General features: G+C 40.1%; 10 protein-coding genes. All 10 read right to left on the bottom strand.

Going from position 1 to position 16,962, the window contains the following annotated elements; translation table 11 throughout:
- Window positions 1-110 precede the first annotated feature (110 nt).
- Entirely contained in the window at window positions 111-2,123 is a 2,013-nt protein-coding gene (locus RMX69_RS01775) for a tetratricopeptide repeat protein (protein ID WP_322636295.1), read from the bottom strand.
- A 384-nt stretch (window positions 2,124-2,507) separates the two neighbouring features.
- The gene (locus RMX69_RS01780) at window positions 2,508-3,824 is read right to left on the bottom strand and encodes a calcium-binding protein (RefSeq protein ID WP_289799669.1); all 1,317 of its coding nucleotides are present in this window, start codon (window positions 3,822-3,824) and stop codon (window positions 2,508-2,510) included.
- A 130-nt stretch (window positions 3,825-3,954) separates the two neighbouring features.
- A complete protein-coding gene (locus RMX69_RS01785; protein ID WP_289799668.1) occupies window positions 3,955-4,125 on the bottom strand; it encodes a hypothetical protein in 171 nt (56 codons plus the stop codon).
- A 6-nt stretch (window positions 4,126-4,131) separates the two neighbouring features.
- Window positions 4,132-5,394, bottom strand: coding sequence for a nif11-class peptide radical SAM maturase 3 (locus RMX69_RS01790; protein ID WP_322636296.1), 1,263 nt, complete (start codon window positions 5,392-5,394; stop codon window positions 4,132-4,134).
- 45 nt (window positions 5,395-5,439) lie between these two features.
- Window positions 5,440-5,901, bottom strand: a complete 462-nt coding sequence (locus tag RMX69_RS01795; RefSeq protein WP_322636298.1) for a Nif11-like leader peptide family RiPP precursor — start codon at window positions 5,899-5,901, stop codon at window positions 5,440-5,442.
- A gap of 72 nt (window positions 5,902-5,973) precedes the next feature.
- Entirely contained in the window at window positions 5,974-9,066 is a 3,093-nt protein-coding gene (locus RMX69_RS01800; RefSeq protein WP_322636299.1) for a tetratricopeptide repeat protein, read from the bottom strand.
- 540 nt (window positions 9,067-9,606) lie between these two features.
- On the bottom strand, window positions 9,607-9,864 hold the full coding sequence (locus RMX69_RS01805) for a hypothetical protein (protein WP_322636300.1): 258 nt from the start codon (window positions 9,862-9,864) through the stop codon (window positions 9,607-9,609).
- A gap of 437 nt (window positions 9,865-10,301) precedes the next feature.
- A complete protein-coding gene (locus RMX69_RS01810; protein ID WP_289799664.1) occupies window positions 10,302-11,090 on the bottom strand; it encodes a peptidylprolyl isomerase in 789 nt (262 codons plus the stop codon).
- Between the two features lie 114 nt (window positions 11,091-11,204).
- Complete coding sequence (locus RMX69_RS01815) at window positions 11,205-12,752, bottom strand: HlyD family efflux transporter periplasmic adaptor subunit (RefSeq protein ID WP_322636302.1); 1,548 nt, start codon at window positions 12,750-12,752, stop codon at window positions 11,205-11,207.
- A gap of 209 nt (window positions 12,753-12,961) precedes the next feature.
- Window positions 12,962-16,045 (bottom strand): peptidase domain-containing ABC transporter, encoded by a 3,084-nt coding sequence (locus tag RMX69_RS01820; protein WP_322636303.1) that lies wholly within the window; start codon window positions 16,043-16,045, stop codon window positions 12,962-12,964.
- Window positions 16,046-16,962: the final 917 nt, after the last annotated feature.

Below are 16,962 nucleotides of genomic sequence, written 5' to 3' on the forward strand. Positions count from 1 at the left end.
AAAAATTTTGCTTTTCCCTAAATAAGTCTTGATAGCGGTTCCCAATCTGGTGAGGTACGTTTTCAAAGTTACTAACTTTGCTCACAAGGATTTGGGTGTACCTCAGTTGCTTAGGAAACACTATATAAAGGAAGTGAGATAAATCTTGAGACAATTTCATCACGCAGAGGAGCTGCTTCTTCTTGTGTTAACCACCGGAATAACTTTGCCACTGCTTCAGGGCTACGATCTATTTTTAAAGCCTCTTCTAACCCTTGCCAAACTCCAGCTAGATTACCAGCCTGTAGGGGAATTATGGCTGATTCTAGACAATAAAGAAAATAATGACTCCGGGATTGGGCAGTAATTTGTGCCGAGTATTCAATAGGAAAATAACTCTTGGAAATTTCAATTGCACGGCGGATAGATATCATCTGTTTCCCAGAGAGTAATAGTTCGCTGGTGACATTGTTAGCGTGTTGGCGGTAACGAGCTAAAATTTCTGGTTCACACCACCAATCGTAAACAGAGGCAATGCGTTTATAAACTTCCCAATCGCTTGTATAGGTCAGTTCAGGATGATATACGCCCAATCGTTCGTGCGCTTCTCGACGAATTACTACCGCAGGCATATTCAATGAGTTACTAACTCCAATAATTTGCAGCCAATTTTGGGCAATTCCTCGCTGCTCTCCATAGACTTGTTGGCTGAAAATTACTTCCCCTTTCTCGTTAATATTTTCATAACCTGTAAAAGCGGCTCCTATAGAATCTGAACACCCTTCTAGACTTTCTTGTAGCTGGGAATAAAAACCTGGGAGAATATAATCATCGTCGTGCAGTAAATGAATCCAATGACCGCGAGTGAGAGCAACTCCGGCATTCCAATTTCCTGGCAGACCGAGATTTTGCGGGTTGCGATAGTAGTTGATTATTCCTTGTCCAATACTATTCACCACTTCAAATACTGGCGTTGTACTAGCATCGTCCATGACGATGATTTCCATCTGCTCTTCTCCTTGCCATTGGGACAATACACTGACAAGGCATTCGAGTAGATAATCTATGCGGTTATATACAGTTATCACCACACTCCAGAAAGGACGCTTATCTGTATTTGCTACTGTCGGAATAGTCGGAAAGCTGTATTCCCCTACAATTACCTCCCCTTGGGGAATTGAGGGCGTGACTGGTACTTGTTGAGGAATTTCAGCATCCTCACCAGCTGCTAATGCTTTGGCATAGTGGGGATTAATTAGCTTTAACCCTTGTCGATAGGCAAAAACTGCTTTCTGGTATTGGTTTAGTTGCTGGTAAATTTTACCTAAGTTGAGGTATATTTCTCCATCGTTGGGATTAAGTTCCAAAAGTTTTTCATAAGATGCGATCGCCTCTTCTAATTCTCCTTGTTCTTGCAGCGCCAAAGCCAAGTTATAATGGGCTTCTAACAAATTTGGTTGTAGTGCGATCGCTTGCTTGTGACAAGTAACAGCATTTTTAAAATCTCCTGCTTTTTTCCGGGCAACACCCAATTGATTATTTAATTGTGCATAGTACATTTGTTGATTGCCGGAGAGCTTACCTTGAGCATGTAACGTATTGCCCAAATTAGCCTCTGCTTCTATAAAGTCTGGCTTTAACTCTAGAGCTTTTTGATAATAGTGAATTGCTTCTTCAAATAATCCTTGTTGTTGCAGAGTATAGCCCAAGTTGTTGTAAATCGGTAGTGAGTTAGGTAATAAAACTAAAGCTTGCCGATAAGCTTTCTCTGCTTCGGCAAACTGCTCCTGAACTAAATGCAAATTACCTAAACTGAACCAAGTTTTCACAGAATCTGGTTGAACTTGTGAAGCCGCATTTAACCACTGTTCAGCAATTTGAGGTTGCCCCATCTGCTGCGCCAACATCCCTAAACCATATAAAGCTTCAGGATTATCAGGTTGTTTTTCCAGAACTTGACTATATAGCTGTTCCGCCTCCAATAAACTATTCTCTCGTTGCTGTTGAACTGCTAGTTCGAGGATTTCAGCTACTTCTGTTTTATCTAGCGATTCAGCTTCATCCTTGTCACCTGACTGATGCTTTTGCACCGCAATTTTAATAAAAGATTTAACTTTAGATTCTGAAATATTCGTAGTATCCATAACTATGTAGTATCTATAACTATATTTGAATTTGATATTATATTGTTATAGATTACTATAAATCCTTACCATAAGTGATAACTATCAATAAAATATTTTACCTATTTTTACTTGTTAATAAAGCAAGTCTATTGATTAAGATAAAGGAGAGATTTTGTCAACAGTATGAGCGATAAATAAGCTTGAAGCTAGCGATCAAACGTTACCAACTCAAGTAATTTCAGTGCGTACACCATAGGGGTTGCTGTTGGCAAAACTTCTCCCAGAAAAGATATCGACATTTTCTTGTACAATCAGATTTTTTACTCACCCGATTGTTTTGACTGAGATGCTTGTAAATCAGAGTCCGTTAGTGAATGAAACGAGGAATTAGCCTTAAGTAAATTAGATTACCGAGCTGATATCACTTGCACTCACGTTTGTAAATAGTATGCTTTGTGGAGAATTATTCAAGAGAGACAAAGAATTACCGAGAGACAAAAAATTACCGAGAGAAAAAGAATCACCGAGAGTCAAAGAATTACCGAAAGACAAAGAATTGAAGGTGAGAAGAGCGCCATTGTTGGTATCTGTTACCTTCCCTTGACTTCCCCAGCCATCTAATACAAGCTTATCAACACCAACCTGGAAATCTTGAATGACATCAAAGTCTTTTTTAAGGAAGGTATCGCTACGTTTGAAAGTAAATGTGTCATTACCTTCGCCACCAACTAAGACATCATTACCACTACCACCATAGAGTGTATCATTGCCTTTACCGCCATAGAGTGTATCATTGCCATCGCCACCATTTAGCGAATCATTACCTTGGCCGGCGTCGAGGTCATCATCACCTCTGTTTCCAGATAGCTTATCATCTCCCAAGCTGGCATAAAGTTTATCCGCACCGTTGGTTCCCGTCAGATTATCCTTCCGAATTGTGCCATAGATAACATCTCTACCCAGGTTGCCGATTAAAGTATCTCCTGCCAATTCAACAGAAGTAGTATTAATTTTGACTATAGTTAGGTTGGTATTGCGCTTAAAATTCCGTTCATAAGTCCCAACAGCACTACCATTGAGAAAGTCACTACCATTGTTGCCATTAATATCGGAGCTTCTATCGCGATCGTCAATTTTAACATTGCTACTACGACCAAAGGTTAGATCCCCAATTTTATCGGAGGAGATTAATTTACCCTGGATACCAAAATAATCTAAAACCCTGGCCCTGTTAGGATTTGTAGTATCTAATACCAAAAAAGTGGTTGTAGACTGAGCCTTGTTATATTCTACGTCAGGATTTTCAATTTCTTTAGCTGCCAATTTTAAATCTGCTGAAAAATCAAAAGAGAAGCTTTCATTACGACCAACCGCAAAACTAGCAAGTATCTTTGCTTCGCTGTTGGAAGTACCTTCAAATTGACCACTTAATCCAACAACAGCAGATTGAGTGAAAAGTGATGAAAAAGTTGGATCAAAACTTGCTTTAGCCTCAGCAATTGCAGCAGTTATACCACCTTTAACTAATGTATCGGCCTCGGTAGAAGTTAAAATGCTTGCAGCACCTTCACTATAGTTAGAAAAAGTTGCATCCCCTTCAGCGGTAGCAAAATTAGGTCTAGGATCGGGCTTGGGATCGGGTCTATTATTGAGATTAGTTCTACCATTGAAAGAAAGTAACTTTGGAACTGTCAGTGTTAGACTTACTCTTGATGCCATAAAAAACCTGTATTGATTTTGTTAGTTAACAAATTTGCGCGTAATTTGCGCGTAATTTGCGCGTAAAAGTTCGGGGAGTAATTCTCTCCTAATTTACGAGCTAAATCTCTCGATATCCCTAATGAACCTGTCAGCTTTTATCCAGGACTTGCTTTGCTTTTAACAGCACTTTTAAATAGCCCAATTGACTATTCCAAGCTGAACGTGGAAGTAATGGGATTTTCTCTAAATCTTGAGATGGTAATGACTTAAGGTCAGTTTTTTTCCCTGAAATTGTGTTAATTTCTGAATTTTCTGCCATGATTTATTATCTCACGATAGAGTAAGAAAATTCGGGTTCTTGTTGCCAACTTTCCGACCACTGAATGCTGTCAGCAGTAAAGTTGAATCGGTCGTTGGCTGGCAACAAAGTATCTGTAGGCTCGAAAATTAGCTCAAATTCGCCATTATCAAATGGCAATCCTTGCGCCTTTACTTTGGGAACTACACGCTCTCTCATACCTTGTTTGGCATGAACAAGAGCGCGATGATGACAGTAAGGATTATTACCTCTCTTATTAAAGAAAACATGGGCAGTCCAACTGCAACCCCCACGACAAAGTTCAGCATATTCGCAGGTTTTACAGAAACCCCACAGGTGTTTTGTGCCTTCAGGTGTTCCTGCTCCTAGATTGAAGCGTAGTTCTTCTGCACCCTCGATAATATCATGCAAGGTTTGTTCTCGAATATTACCACCTGTATAGGCAGTAGTCGGTAATGAGGGACAACCTTTAATCGCTCCGTCAGCTTCAATTCCCAAGGTTGAGAGTCCTGCACCGCAACCTTGCCAAAATGAGAATTCATGCTCCTTTCCCCGTCCCCGCAACAGTCGCTCATAAGGGCCGTAGTAACCAATGTTATTTCCCGCCTGAAGTTGCACACCTTCTTGGTAAGCACGACGCGCCACACGGGCAAGCATGGGGTAGATATCTAACAGTTCATGGGGTTGGAGCAGGATATCTGCGTTATCGGCAGCATTCCCCATTGGTACAGTTAGCTGAACTTGCCAAGCACGGGCACCGGCATCACGAATGCACTCATAGATGCAGGGAAATTCTGACGCTGACAGGCGGTTAATTTGGGTGTTACAACCAAAAGAAATACCGACTTCTCGCAGATGACTCATGGTCTTAAATGCATATTTCCAAGAGCCTTTCTTTCCCCGCAGACGGTCATGAGTTGCTTCCAAGCCATCAATAGAAACAGAGACGGTACGAATTCCCGCTGACTTCATTTTTTGGGCGGTTTCTAACGAAATGCCATAGCCGCCTGTAGTCATACCACATAACATTCCCGCCTCGTTGATAGCTTTGGCAATTTCCAGCCAGTCTGGACGCAGAAATGCTTCACCACCAATGAGAGTAACTTCTTTAATTCCAACTTCTGCCATCTGCTTGACGAGATCCAAAGCTTCCTCTGGGGAAAGTTCGTTGGCGCGTTCATGTCCTGCACGGGAACCACAGTGACTACAAGCTAGATTGCACTTTAAGGTAATTTCCCAAACTGCGTAGCTTTTGCGGTGATATGTCATAGGTTAACTCTCAATCTCAACCCTCAAAATAAACGTTTTATCGGGTTATTGTACTTCTGTTGAACTAACAACGACTCCATATAACGCTTGTACAGGTGGGTCTATTGCTTGACGAAGTGGCCATGGCTTTGGAAGTGGTCTAGGAATCCATTTAATTGGTTTAATTGATGGTTTTTCAAAGTTTTCGGGAAGTGAAACTACAACATCACGTAATTTTGGTTGAGTGATTAATGGTGGCTTAATGACTGGTTGATTGATGCTTATAATCCCACCAAATGCTCCCATTAATTCTTCTTCACTGAGGTCATCAAACTGACCTAGTTCTTTTAATTCCAAGATTTTAATGGAGGCTGTTTCAAATTCTTCTTTAGAAAAATTATAGCCACTTTCTTCCATGACTTTTATCACTTCCTCAATCTTATCACTCATCAATTGAGTGTAAAAAGCTTCGTCTTTGACTAGTCTGACTAAGAAGTCTTTAACTTTCTCAAAAATTGTTAATGACATAAATTTTACCCCCTGAATTTGAAAGTTGAAGTTTAGATTGATGAAAATTGACGATCGCGTGAAATAATCCGTTTAGCCAGAAACTTTTAGTGAGTCAACTTGTGTAAATTCTTGTTGCTGGGTTTGGTAAATATCTCCTAATTTGATGTTGGCTTCCTGGTGTTGGGGATTGAACTCCAAAGCTTTTTGATAGCAAGCGATAGCTTCTTCTAACTCCCCTTGCTCTTGCAGTATCATCCCCAAGTTATAATGGGCTTCTACCAAATCAGGCTGTATTGCGATCGCAGTTCGATAGTAAACAACAGCAGTTTGCCAATCACCTCCTTCTTGGTGGGCAATGCCCATCTGATAATTCAATTCTGCGTAATAGGCTTGTTTCTCTGGTGAAAGCTTCCCTTGAGCAAACAGCGCATTCGCTAAATTGATTTCTGCTTCTATGCAGTTGGGCTGAAATTCCAGAGCTTTTTGATAAGATGCGATCGCATCCTCCCACTTATCTTGTTGTTGCAAGGTGTAGCCCAAATTGTTGTATATTGTCCCTGCATCTGGTCGCAACGCAATCGCTTTTCGGTAAGCGGCTTCAGCTTCTGGTAACTGTCCTTGACCTTGAAGCAAATTGCCTAAACTAAACCAAATTTTCACCGAGTTAGGCTGAACTTGGGAAGCTGCACTCAAATGCTTCTCGGCTTCCTGCAACTCACCTTTCTGCTGTGCCAGTATCCCTAAACCGTATAATGCTTCTGAATAGTCTGGTTGTTTTTCTATCACCTGACGATATAGCTGTTCGGCTGTGTCTAGGCGATTAGCTCGATGATCTTGAAGTGCAATTTGAAAGAGTTCAGCAACTTCTTCGGCGTTAAATTGTCTTGGTTTATTAACCAACTGCAAAATAAAATCTTCCAGCGCTCTGACTGGCTTTAAATCGCCATATAATTTATGTTTATTTTCTGCAACTTGCTGGGAAATATATTGCCGATATTGAGCATCTTTCCCCAGACGGATGGCGATTTGGACGTATTCTGATTTATTTGAAGCGATCGTCTCTTCGATACCCATCATCTGCAAAATTGCTAGAGAATGGCGCGATCGCATCATTTCTCCTGGTAAAGTGACAACTGGAATATTATGAGCAATAGATTCGAGCGTGGAGTTACATCCAGACCAACCAATACTATCTAAGAAGACATCTGCTAAAGCTGTAGTCCCAGCAAACTTTCTGTCATTCAGGAAAGACAAAAACAAACAGTGATCTTGATAATCTAACCCGAATGCTGTAAAAGCATGGTTTAAGCGCTGGCGAAATCTTTCTGTGATTTCTTCACTTTTGCTTTTAATAAATACAAACTTAGAATTACCTAACTCTTTAGCAATAGAAGGGAAAACATCATCATGATTAGGCAAATATTTATATAATGACTGACAACACCAGAAGAAAATATCATCCTCTTTTAAACCTATATCTGGTTTCTTAATTTCTTCGGGTGGAATTGCTAAAGGCATGTAATGAATAGATAGATTAGGTAATCTAACTAATTTTTCTGTATAATGTTCTTGAGCATTTTCTGGTTCCATTAAGTCACTGCTCAAGTAATAGTCAATTGTCGGGAGTCCACTCGTCTCAGGGTGTCCCCAAGATGTCATTTGAATTGGTGCTAATCTCAGACAACCCAGTTTGAGCGTCATTGGGTCCATTCCAAATTCTGGGAAAATCAAGATATGTAATTTATCTTTTGTGATTACCTCACACCATTGTTCAGTTGAGCGAACACCTTGGACAAATTTATCAAAAGCTTTGGTGGCACTTATCGTTGAGTAATCTGTTTTATCTCCGGTATAATAACCAAATAATTCAAACTCGCTTCTATCTATATTTTCTACCCAACCTTTAATCGGGATTTTCCAATTAGAATGACTAGATAAAAACCCAGAGACAATACCAATACGAACCTTTTGATTTTTCTCTAAATTTGGCAGAACAAGCGGCTGGCAATCTTGGGGATAGCGACTCGACATAATCTGGAAAATCATTTCCCCATAAGTTCGCTGTAAATCTCGGTCATTTAAACCTTGATATGTCAAATAAAAAGGTTGAAATGCTCCCACAGCCTCAGATGCTTTGGCCCGTTCTTCCTGATTAGTTAATTCATAATATTGAGCTAAATCTTGCAAATACTGTTGATACTGATTTCGTCTGAATGCAATTTCATCAACATTAGAATAGATAACTGGTAGTTGGCTCATACAAGCACCAAATTTAGCCAGATCATAGTTTGGTGTTAGTTTGACTGCTTGCTCAAATGCCTGGATTGCCCCTTCTATTTGGTTATCATCTCTCAATGCTGTTCCCAAGTTGGAATATATGTAATCAATATCAGATCGAGTTTTAATCGCTTTTTGATAGGATTCTATGGCAGCATCAAATTTATTTTGTGCCCTGAGAATATTTCCCAAGTTGTTATAGGTGATTGCAAAATCAGGTTGAATGCTTAAAGTTTTTTCATAAGCTTCTATTGCTTCTGCAAATTTTCCTTTTTCCTGGAAAAGATACCCTAAGTTATGATAGGCGTAATGATAGTCTGGTTTAATTTTTAGTGCTTGTTGGTAAGAATCGATGGCATCATTGAATCGCCCTTGTTTTTGGAGTACCTCTCCTAAATTAGTATGAGATGATACCAAATCTGGCTGCAATGCAATAGCTTGGCGATAATATAATTCTGCGATCTTGAAATCACCTGCCTGTTGCCTAGCTAAAGCAAACTGCTCATTCAACTCTGCGTAGCGGATTTGTTCTTCTGGTGACAGCTTACCTTGAATGTGAAGAATATTTTTGATATTAATTTGTACTTCTATACTGTCAGGAAGAATTAAGAGTGCTTTTTCATAACAGGCGATCGCTTCTTCTAGTTTACCCTGTTGTTGCAGAGCAAACCCCAAACTGTTATGTATTGCCCCTACTTCTGGCTGTAATTGCAAGGCTGCTTGAAAAAATTGTTCTGCATTTTGATATTGTTCACGTTGCTGCACCAGCAGACCTAATCCATATAACGCCTCTGACTGCTGGGGATCTAAATCTATAATTTGACGATAAATCTCTTCGGCTTGGGTGAAACGCTTGGCTTGGTGATATTGACTTGCGAGTTGGAGAGCATCAGGAATTGTGGTCACGTCGCTTTGCTCCAAATTCAAAATTAACAATCCCCATAAATAAATTTAGGAGCTTGTATCCTTTTATTTATGAGCTATGATTTATACAATCTTTATTTATTTAATATGTCTGTTGTTCCTATATCTGCAAGGAACTCAAGTTTTTGAAACTTATAAATGATATCAATTGATATCATGTCTGCTTGATTACTTCTTAAATTTGATTAACAGGAATTTTACTCTTCTCTACCTTTGGGGGGTCTACGAGAAGCTTAAGGCTACGGTAAAGTGTTCCTCTTATGACTATTAGCCCAGAGTTTTAATTCAGGGCGGGCAAACAACATAGACTGCAAACTGGGTTGAGGATTAAATGTTGTCAGTTGTAAAATTTTATTGCGGAAACAGTTATTTCAGGCCAAAAGATGTATTTTTGGTAAAAGCCGAAGGCTCAAATGAGCAAAGAGCCTTCGGCATTTATCAATATACTAAGCTTTCGAGCCTAACTCTACTTGCAGAAGTTAATACTTTTTGTAAGTAGAGTTTAATTATTACTACTTGTTACTACTTGTAAGAAGTAGAAGCATAGCTGGATGAGGAAGCAGTAGCACTATTAGGAGTGACGGTAGCGTTAGTAAAGGTTACAGCGATGTTGTTGACGCCGCCGGTTGCTGAAGCATCTGCATCTGCTTGTGCAATGCTTGTGTATTTTGGAGTGGGCTTGGGCTTGGGCTTAACTATGATGATGATTGGCTTCTTATAGGTACCACCAATAATTTCTTCAGTGGTATTTTCCAAGTAGTTAAGATCAGAAATGATCATTTGAGTTCTCCTAAAATTTGTAACTGTTGTTGGGAATGTTTTGTCTAACCAACTTATTTCGTTTGGCTATACATCTAATATACTTTATTCCTCAAAAAAGTCAACACTTTTTTGAGGAATTTATGATTAAAAAAACTAATGTATTTATGTTTAAAATTCATTATATTTAGTCATAATTGAAGTTATAAAAAACTGCATGTCAAATTTAAGCAGAAATTAAATTAATTGCTGCCCAGCAAGAGTTATAACGATTTAAATTAATTTTTAAACAACGCAGTAATAGCACTTTGTAGATATATTCACAAAACACTAAAAAAGAAAAGCTATTAAGTTTTAAAGCAAATAAAACCTGTATCTGCAACATTTTTGAAGGCTAGAGAAATATATCCTAAATTAGGGTAGATACTTAGCAACAAAAACATTTGAAAATTCCTAAATTATTTAGTCTTGGTGAATAACATATCTATTAATTCCTCTTGTGAACCGTCTGAGTCTATTTGAGTAACTATTTTCATCGTGGTGATTTGTTGCTTTAACCAATCAGCAAAGGATTCTGTAATGATTTTTTGGCGCAACTGTTCATCTAATTGGGGTTGAATGACTTCTTCCACCCAAATTAAATACACTCCCTTGGGAGTCGTTATCGGTTTGAGAGCTTCTGGTGGTGCAGCAGCAAAGACAGCGGCTGCAATCTCTGGACGAAAATCTTTGCGGTACCGGAGTCCTTTGTATCCATAAGCACGACGGGCTTCTGGTTCTGAGATATATAGACGAGCAATATCTGGAAAATTGATTTCGCCTTCTTCTAGGGCATAAAAAAGCTCTAAAGCCAAGTCTCGATCCTCGAAGACAACTTCGTAGGTAACGGCAGCGATATAATCTAGCTGATGTTCGTAAAAATGCTTTTCCAGTTGATTGGAAAATAGATGATTTGCTAACTTCCGCGAAAGGATGTTGTTGTAGGCTAATTCTTCAAACTGATCCACAGAGAGGTGGTGTTTTTCTAGCCATGACCAGGTGTCTTTAGCTTTGACAAGCTTCTTGGCGAACCTTAAGTTATCTCCTTCTTGCTGTAGTTCTTCTGGCGTGACTGTAATTCCTGCCGCTTGAGCTGCTTCGGTAATAATACTTTGCGATGCGATCGCTTCCACAACAGCAGGTATCTGACAGGAGAGTTTCAGACTGTGAATGATATCTGAGGTGGAAATAGTCAGATTGTGGGGCATAACATGATATCTCCAATAATTAAGCGGATTAGGGATTGGGTATGGGGCACAGCATGGGGCATTAATTATTCCTCCAGTCTCCCTTGTCCTATTTCCTGATTCCTATACCTTTAACTACATCTCCAAACCGCCCTTTTTCAGTTTCTTGAACGGATCTAGAACAAAGTCAATTACTCGTCGTTGACGAATGATGACTTCAGCATTTGCTGTCTGACCAGCACCTAATGGAATACGTTTGTTCCCACTTTGGACATATTGCTGGTCTAAGGTGATTTCTAATTCATAGGTTTCGATGTTGCCTTGGGGTGTTTGGTTAACTTTCGAGTCAGGCGAGATCCAAGTAACTTTCCCTTGCACGATGCCATACTCTTGGAAGGGATAGGCATCAAACTTGACTTTTACTGGCATTCCTAACTTCAAGAAACCGCTATCCTGATTAGGCATATTTGCTCTGAGTACGAAGTCTGTTTTCGTGGGTGCAATTTGGGCAATCCTTTGACCGACTTGCACCACCGCTCCTGCCTTAGTGGTGGGTAATTCAAAAATCACCCCATTAATCGGCGATCGCACCACGCGCTGCTGAATTTGTACTCTTATAGATGTAAGCTGGCTTTTAGTCTGAGCGATTTCTGATTGCGTTGCTGTTATTTGTGACTGTATGTCTTTTAGCTGTTCCTGATTTTTCATTACAGCTAGTTGTCCGGCTTGCGTGGCACTTTTATAACTACTTTGTTCTTCTTGCAGTCGGAGTTTTGCTTGTTTGATATCAGACTCCAACGTTTTGATAGTTACTTGATAACTATTTAGCTCTTGGGCTAAACGCAATTCGGCTTGTTTAATATCTGATAGAGACTTGTTATAAAGTCGTTTGCTTTCTTCCTCTTGTTTTTTGATTTCATCAAATACGTTTGGAGCAACTATCTTGTCGTCAACGAGTTTGCTATAACGTTCAACGTTCCTAGAATCTATACGGAAACGAACTTCAGCCGATTTTCGGTCATCTTGATTGGTTGAAATTTGCTCCTCTGCTTGCTTAACTAATGATTGTTTTTCTAACTTTTGCAGGTTATAGCTACTCAGTTTGGCATCCAGGTTTTGCCGCACCTGGTTGAGTTGAGCCAATTTTTCTAATTCTTGAGATTTATTTTGTTGTTCTAAAAGACTTGTTGACATTAAGAGTTGATTTTTCAGCAGTTCCAGTTGGGATTGCCGATTTTGTAGCCCTTGCAATTTGCTCTGAACTTGTTGGAGTTCTGTTTGCAGTAAATCAGCATCCAGTTCCAGTAAAACCTGGCCGGCTCTAACTGTATCTCCTTCTTTGACTGTAACTGCTTTGACACTTCCAGCAGCTTGAGCGTCTAATTTTTGAGTTGCGCCTTTAGGTTCCATACGCCCTCTAGCGCTACCAGTTTCATCGACTTTCGAGAGAGTTGCCCAAGGCAAGAATAGCCCAGCAAAGGCAATGAGCGTATACAACAAACCACGAGTCCAAATTCGAGGTAAGGCATTGAGTAGTTTTTCTGTACCGTAGTACAAATCTTGACTTTCATTTTCTGCCTCTGTCTGCTCGTCAAACTCTACCGATTCCTCTTGCTGTTTGTAACCTTGATATTTATCTTGCTCATCTGGGGAAAGTGGGGAGGATCTATTGGGATGTGGCATGGTTTTTTTTCCGATAACAGTAGATGGGGAGTGGGGGAGAAATCAATTCAAAATTCAAAACTTGTACTGAGCTTGTCGTAAAGCCTGCGGCATAGCTACGCTTCGGGCGTAGCCTCTCCGCCAGGAGAAGTATTCAAAATTTTACCCTTACAGGGAAGCAAGCTACGCGCAGAGTCTCGTCAAGAAGAAAAAGACTGCCCAATACCCCATCAACTAACTTGAGACAGTTGTTGTTGATTCAGGTAGTAATAATGACCTTTTTTAGCGATTAATTCGTCGTGGGTACCGCTTTCTACCAAAATACCTTGATCTAAAACCAGGATTAAGTCCGCGTTACGGACTGTAGAGAGGCGATGGGCAATAATTACACTTGTGCGTCCTTGAAGAATTGTTTTGAGATTGTTTTGAATAATCCGTTCTGATTCTGAATCTAGGTGACTAGTGGCTTCATCAAACAGTAATAACCGAGGATTTCCGAGCAAAGCACGAGCAATTGCTAGGCGTTGGCGCTGTCCACCAGAGAGCATTCCGCCGCTTTCACCAATTTCGGATTCGTAACCCATCGGTAATTTTTGAATAAATTCATCGGCTCCAGCATATTTTGCTGCTTGGATAATTTCTTCTGAAGAAGCATTTGGATAAGCGATCGCAATGTTTTCGCGAACAGTCCCACCAAACAAAAAAGTATCTTGGTCTACAACGCCGACTTGGGAACGCAGCGATCGCATAGATACACTGGTGATATCGTTACCATCAATGAGGATTTTGCCATCAGTCGGTGGGTATAAACCCAAAATCAATTTACTGAGAGTTGTTTTTCCAGAACCGCTGCGCCCTACTACTGCAACCATCTGTTCCGGCTTAATTTCAAAGTTGAGATTTTCTAATACGTTAGTGTCGCTTTCTGGGTGATAACGAAAGGTAACATTCTGAAAACAAATGTTGCCGCGGAGTTTACCCAACGACTTGCGGGGTTTAGTTTCTAAGTCTTCTTCTGGTTCCGCCTCCAACACATCATTAATACGTTCAGTGGAAATCACGATTTCCTGTAATTCATTCCACAGCAAAGCCAGTCGCTGGAAAGGACTCAAGACGTTACCCACCAACATATTGAAAGCAACTAATTGTCCAATAGTTAGTTCGCCATTAATTACCTGGGTCGCTCCATACCACAGCAATGAAGTATTTACAAAGGTGTGGATGACGCCGCTGATAATTTGCAAGCGATTGTCAATTATTTGAGCATTAAAGTCTTTTTTGATTAAATCATTCAGCAGTTCCTCCCAACGCCAACGCACTGTCTGTTCAATTGCTAATGAGCGGACGGTACGAATTCCGCTTAGGGATTCTATGAGATAGCTTTGTTCTTTGGTAGCTGCATTAAAAATATCTCTGGAGATGCGGCGCAAAATACTTGTGCTGGCCAGCGCCAAGATAAAAAATGGCGGTACAGTACACAGCACGAATAATGCCATCCGCCAGCTATAGGAAAACATCAAAGCCAGATAAACCACTAATGTCAGCATATCCAACACAATGGAGAGTGTCTGACCAGTCAGGAAGTGCTGAATTTTCTGGTTTTCTTGGATGCGCGAGATTATATCTCCAACGAAACGCGACTCGAAATAAGCAAGGGGTAAACGGAAGGTATGTTTGATGAAGCCTACGAGTAAGGCGATGCTAATGCGGTTAGCAGTGTGAAATAACAGATATTGCCGTACACCGTTGACAGCAACACCAAACAACCCAAAAACAATCATTCCTAAACCAATGGCGTTTAAGGTTGGAACGCTGCGTTGCACAAGTACTCTATCGAGCAACAATTGGGTAAATACTGGCGTTACTAACCCAAATAATTGAATGACTATCGAAGCGATGAAAATTTCTAGCAGTGTTCGATAGTGAGGTTTGACTAACTCAAAAAATTTCCAGAAGCTTCTACTTTCGTCCTTAGCACTTTTTAGTAGAGCTGTAGGTTGCAGTAACAATGCATAACCACTCCAACCCGCTTGAAATTCAGCTTTTGTCAGACTGCGTTGACCAAGGGCTGGGTCGCATACAATCACCCGCTTTTTGGTGATTTCATAGACAACAATAAAGTGTTTACCTTCCCAGTGAGCAATTGCAGGTAAAGGTTGTTCTGCTAATTTATCAAGAGTAGCTTTCACCGGACGGGTGGCAAAACCCAGGTATTCTGCTGTTGTTGCCATAGCCTTGAGGGATGCACCGTTGCGAGTGACATTGGTCATATCCCGTAGGCGATTGATACTAAAATGTTTGCCCCAATAGTTACCAATCATCACCAAACAAGCAGAGCCACAATCAGCTGCACTTTGTTGGGCATAGAAGGGATAGCTTTTGGTAATCCGCTTCCACCAATGCCCCATTTGTACTTTCGGGCTGGGAAAGTAAAAACGTGATTTTTTTGTTGGCTGTTGTTGTGACTGCTTCTCTCTTTGGGGAAAAGGAATAATTTTAGATTTTGGAGATTGAATTTTTTCTCTAGCACCCAGTCCCCATTCCTCAGCCTCCAATCCCGTTCCGCTGACGCTCATGGCAAAAGCCCACTCCCCTAATTCTGGGAAGTATTCTCGTGCTGTTTGCATCTGGTGGTTTTTCAGAATGTAAGCAATCGTTGGTTGCGTTGTTTGCCAATCTCCTTGTTTTGGTTGAGCAAAGATTGTACCTGGTGTCAAAGAATCGCCTTCAGAATGCCCCAACTGACCTTTATACAATAGCCACAACTGTGAATCTTGGGATATTTGTGGACTTACAGAGCCAGTTTCTAACTGGTGTCGCTCAAACAAAGATAAGGCTTTGAGCATTCCTGAAACTTGTGATGTATGGCGTGGGAATTGTGATACTTGGCGACATAACAACAACAAATCCCAAAGTTCTGCACGGGCAAATAGGCGATCGCGAATGCTAGGATACTTGTCTATCAACCTTTGCAATGCTTCTTGCCTAAAATAGCCAAGTTTTAAGCTGGTCGAAGCTCTAGCTACATAAGGACTAAAGTTAGCTTCAGGAAACAAGGTCAATTCACCAAAAACAGACCATGCACCAAAGGTAGTAATTAAATTCTCAGAGCTATCTAATAGTCTGACTTTACCTGTAAGAATAATGTATATACCAGGATTCGTCTGTGCAGATTCCCAGAATTGCTTTGCTGATGGTGGCTCCACAATCTCCATTTCTGCCAAGAAGTTCTCTAATTCTTTTTCTGAAAGTTTTGTACCCAAGGTATACAAAATTCTTTCACCCACATGTTGCTCAGAAAGCACTGGTGGCATTTTTTAATCTCCACAAAAAAAATTTAGTTAGCTATCAGTCGGAATCCAATTCAAAACTTCATTAAAAATATTATTTAATCCGGTATTTTCACCGAGGAAACTCTAAGCTTTACTAGAGTAGATTTTAGAGAGAAATAGTATGGCAGCAAAGCAGCTCTCTTTTACATACAAAGTATTTTTATTGAGTGGCCAATCTACTTGTTGCAGCCAGTTATTGATGTGGCAATAACTAGTGTAAATGCCAGAATATCTAGCTAGAGCTTTGTTTACCGACATTTAGCTTCAAGAGCAACTAACTGCATTGACAGACTCCACACAAATCAGGATTGCTCATTTTTGCAATCAGCAGTGGTTGGAAGTGATGATGAAGAGAAATTCTTTTTGGAGCATAATTTGCTATATCCAGCAATAGCTATGCAAAATATTTCATTTCTCAATCACAAACTCTCAAAGTTTTTTCTAGTTCGGAATAATGTTATGGCTGAAAGTTAGCTTTCATCCTCTTGAACAAGACCTGAATCGGAAGAATTCTTAAAAGAATGTTTTCAGACATTCCTAACTTTTTAACAGCCTTGTCTTGACTTAAATGGTGTGACATAATTGTAGTTAGAAATTGCATTGAGTCGTAAATTATGTGGAAACGTAATTCATTGCAGTTGTGTGATCAAAGCCTGACAGCAAAAAAACCACAACTACAAATCTGACTAACGTTGTAGTGTTAATCAGAAATTTACACAATGTGCAATTAGGTCCCGGCATATTCCCTAGTGCTTTGGCGAGTCTAGGGGATAGTCTCCGGGATAGCTTCATCCTTATCATGCAACCTGGAACAAAAGAGGATTTTGAGTAGGCTACAGGAAACAGAAGACTATAAAAACTATAAAGCTATAAAAGCACATCGTAATTTTTGTTTAAGT

Origin of the sequence: Nostoc sp. EspVER01, from assembly GCF_034530635.1 — a bacterium.
In the GTDB taxonomy this organism is placed as follows: domain Bacteria; phylum Cyanobacteriota; class Cyanobacteriia; order Cyanobacteriales; family Nostocaceae; genus Nostoc.

What these genes read in the sequence shown, in the direction of transcription:
- RMX69_RS01775 (WP_322636295.1), bottom strand. Translation starts at nt 2,123, where the DNA reads ATGGATACTACGAATATTTCAGAATCTAAAGTTAAATCTTTTATTAAA.
- RMX69_RS01780 (WP_289799669.1), bottom strand. Translation starts at nt 3,824, where the DNA reads ATGGCATCAAGAGTAAGTCTAACACTGACAGTTCCAAAGTTACTTTCT.
- RMX69_RS01785 (WP_289799668.1), bottom strand. Translation starts at nt 4,125, where the DNA reads ATGGCAGAAAATTCAGAAATTAACACAATTTCAGGGAAAAAAACTGAC.
- RMX69_RS01790 (WP_322636296.1), bottom strand. Translation starts at nt 5,394, where the DNA reads ATGACATATCACCGCAAAAGCTACGCAGTTTGGGAAATTACCTTAAAG.
- RMX69_RS01795 (WP_322636298.1), bottom strand. Translation starts at nt 5,901, where the DNA reads ATGTCATTAACAATTTTTGAGAAAGTTAAAGACTTCTTAGTCAGACTA.
- RMX69_RS01805 (WP_322636300.1), bottom strand. Translation starts at nt 9,864, where the DNA reads ATGATCATTTCTGATCTTAACTACTTGGAAAATACCACTGAAGAAATT.
- RMX69_RS01810 (WP_289799664.1), bottom strand. Translation starts at nt 11,090, where the DNA reads ATGCCCCACAATCTGACTATTTCCACCTCAGATATCATTCACAGTCTG.
- RMX69_RS01815 (WP_322636302.1), bottom strand. Translation starts at nt 12,752, where the DNA reads ATGCCACATCCCAATAGATCCTCCCCACTTTCCCCAGATGAGCAAGAT.
- RMX69_RS01820 (WP_322636303.1), bottom strand. Translation starts at nt 16,045, where the DNA reads ATGCCACCAGTGCTTTCTGAGCAACATGTGGGTGAAAGAATTTTGTAT.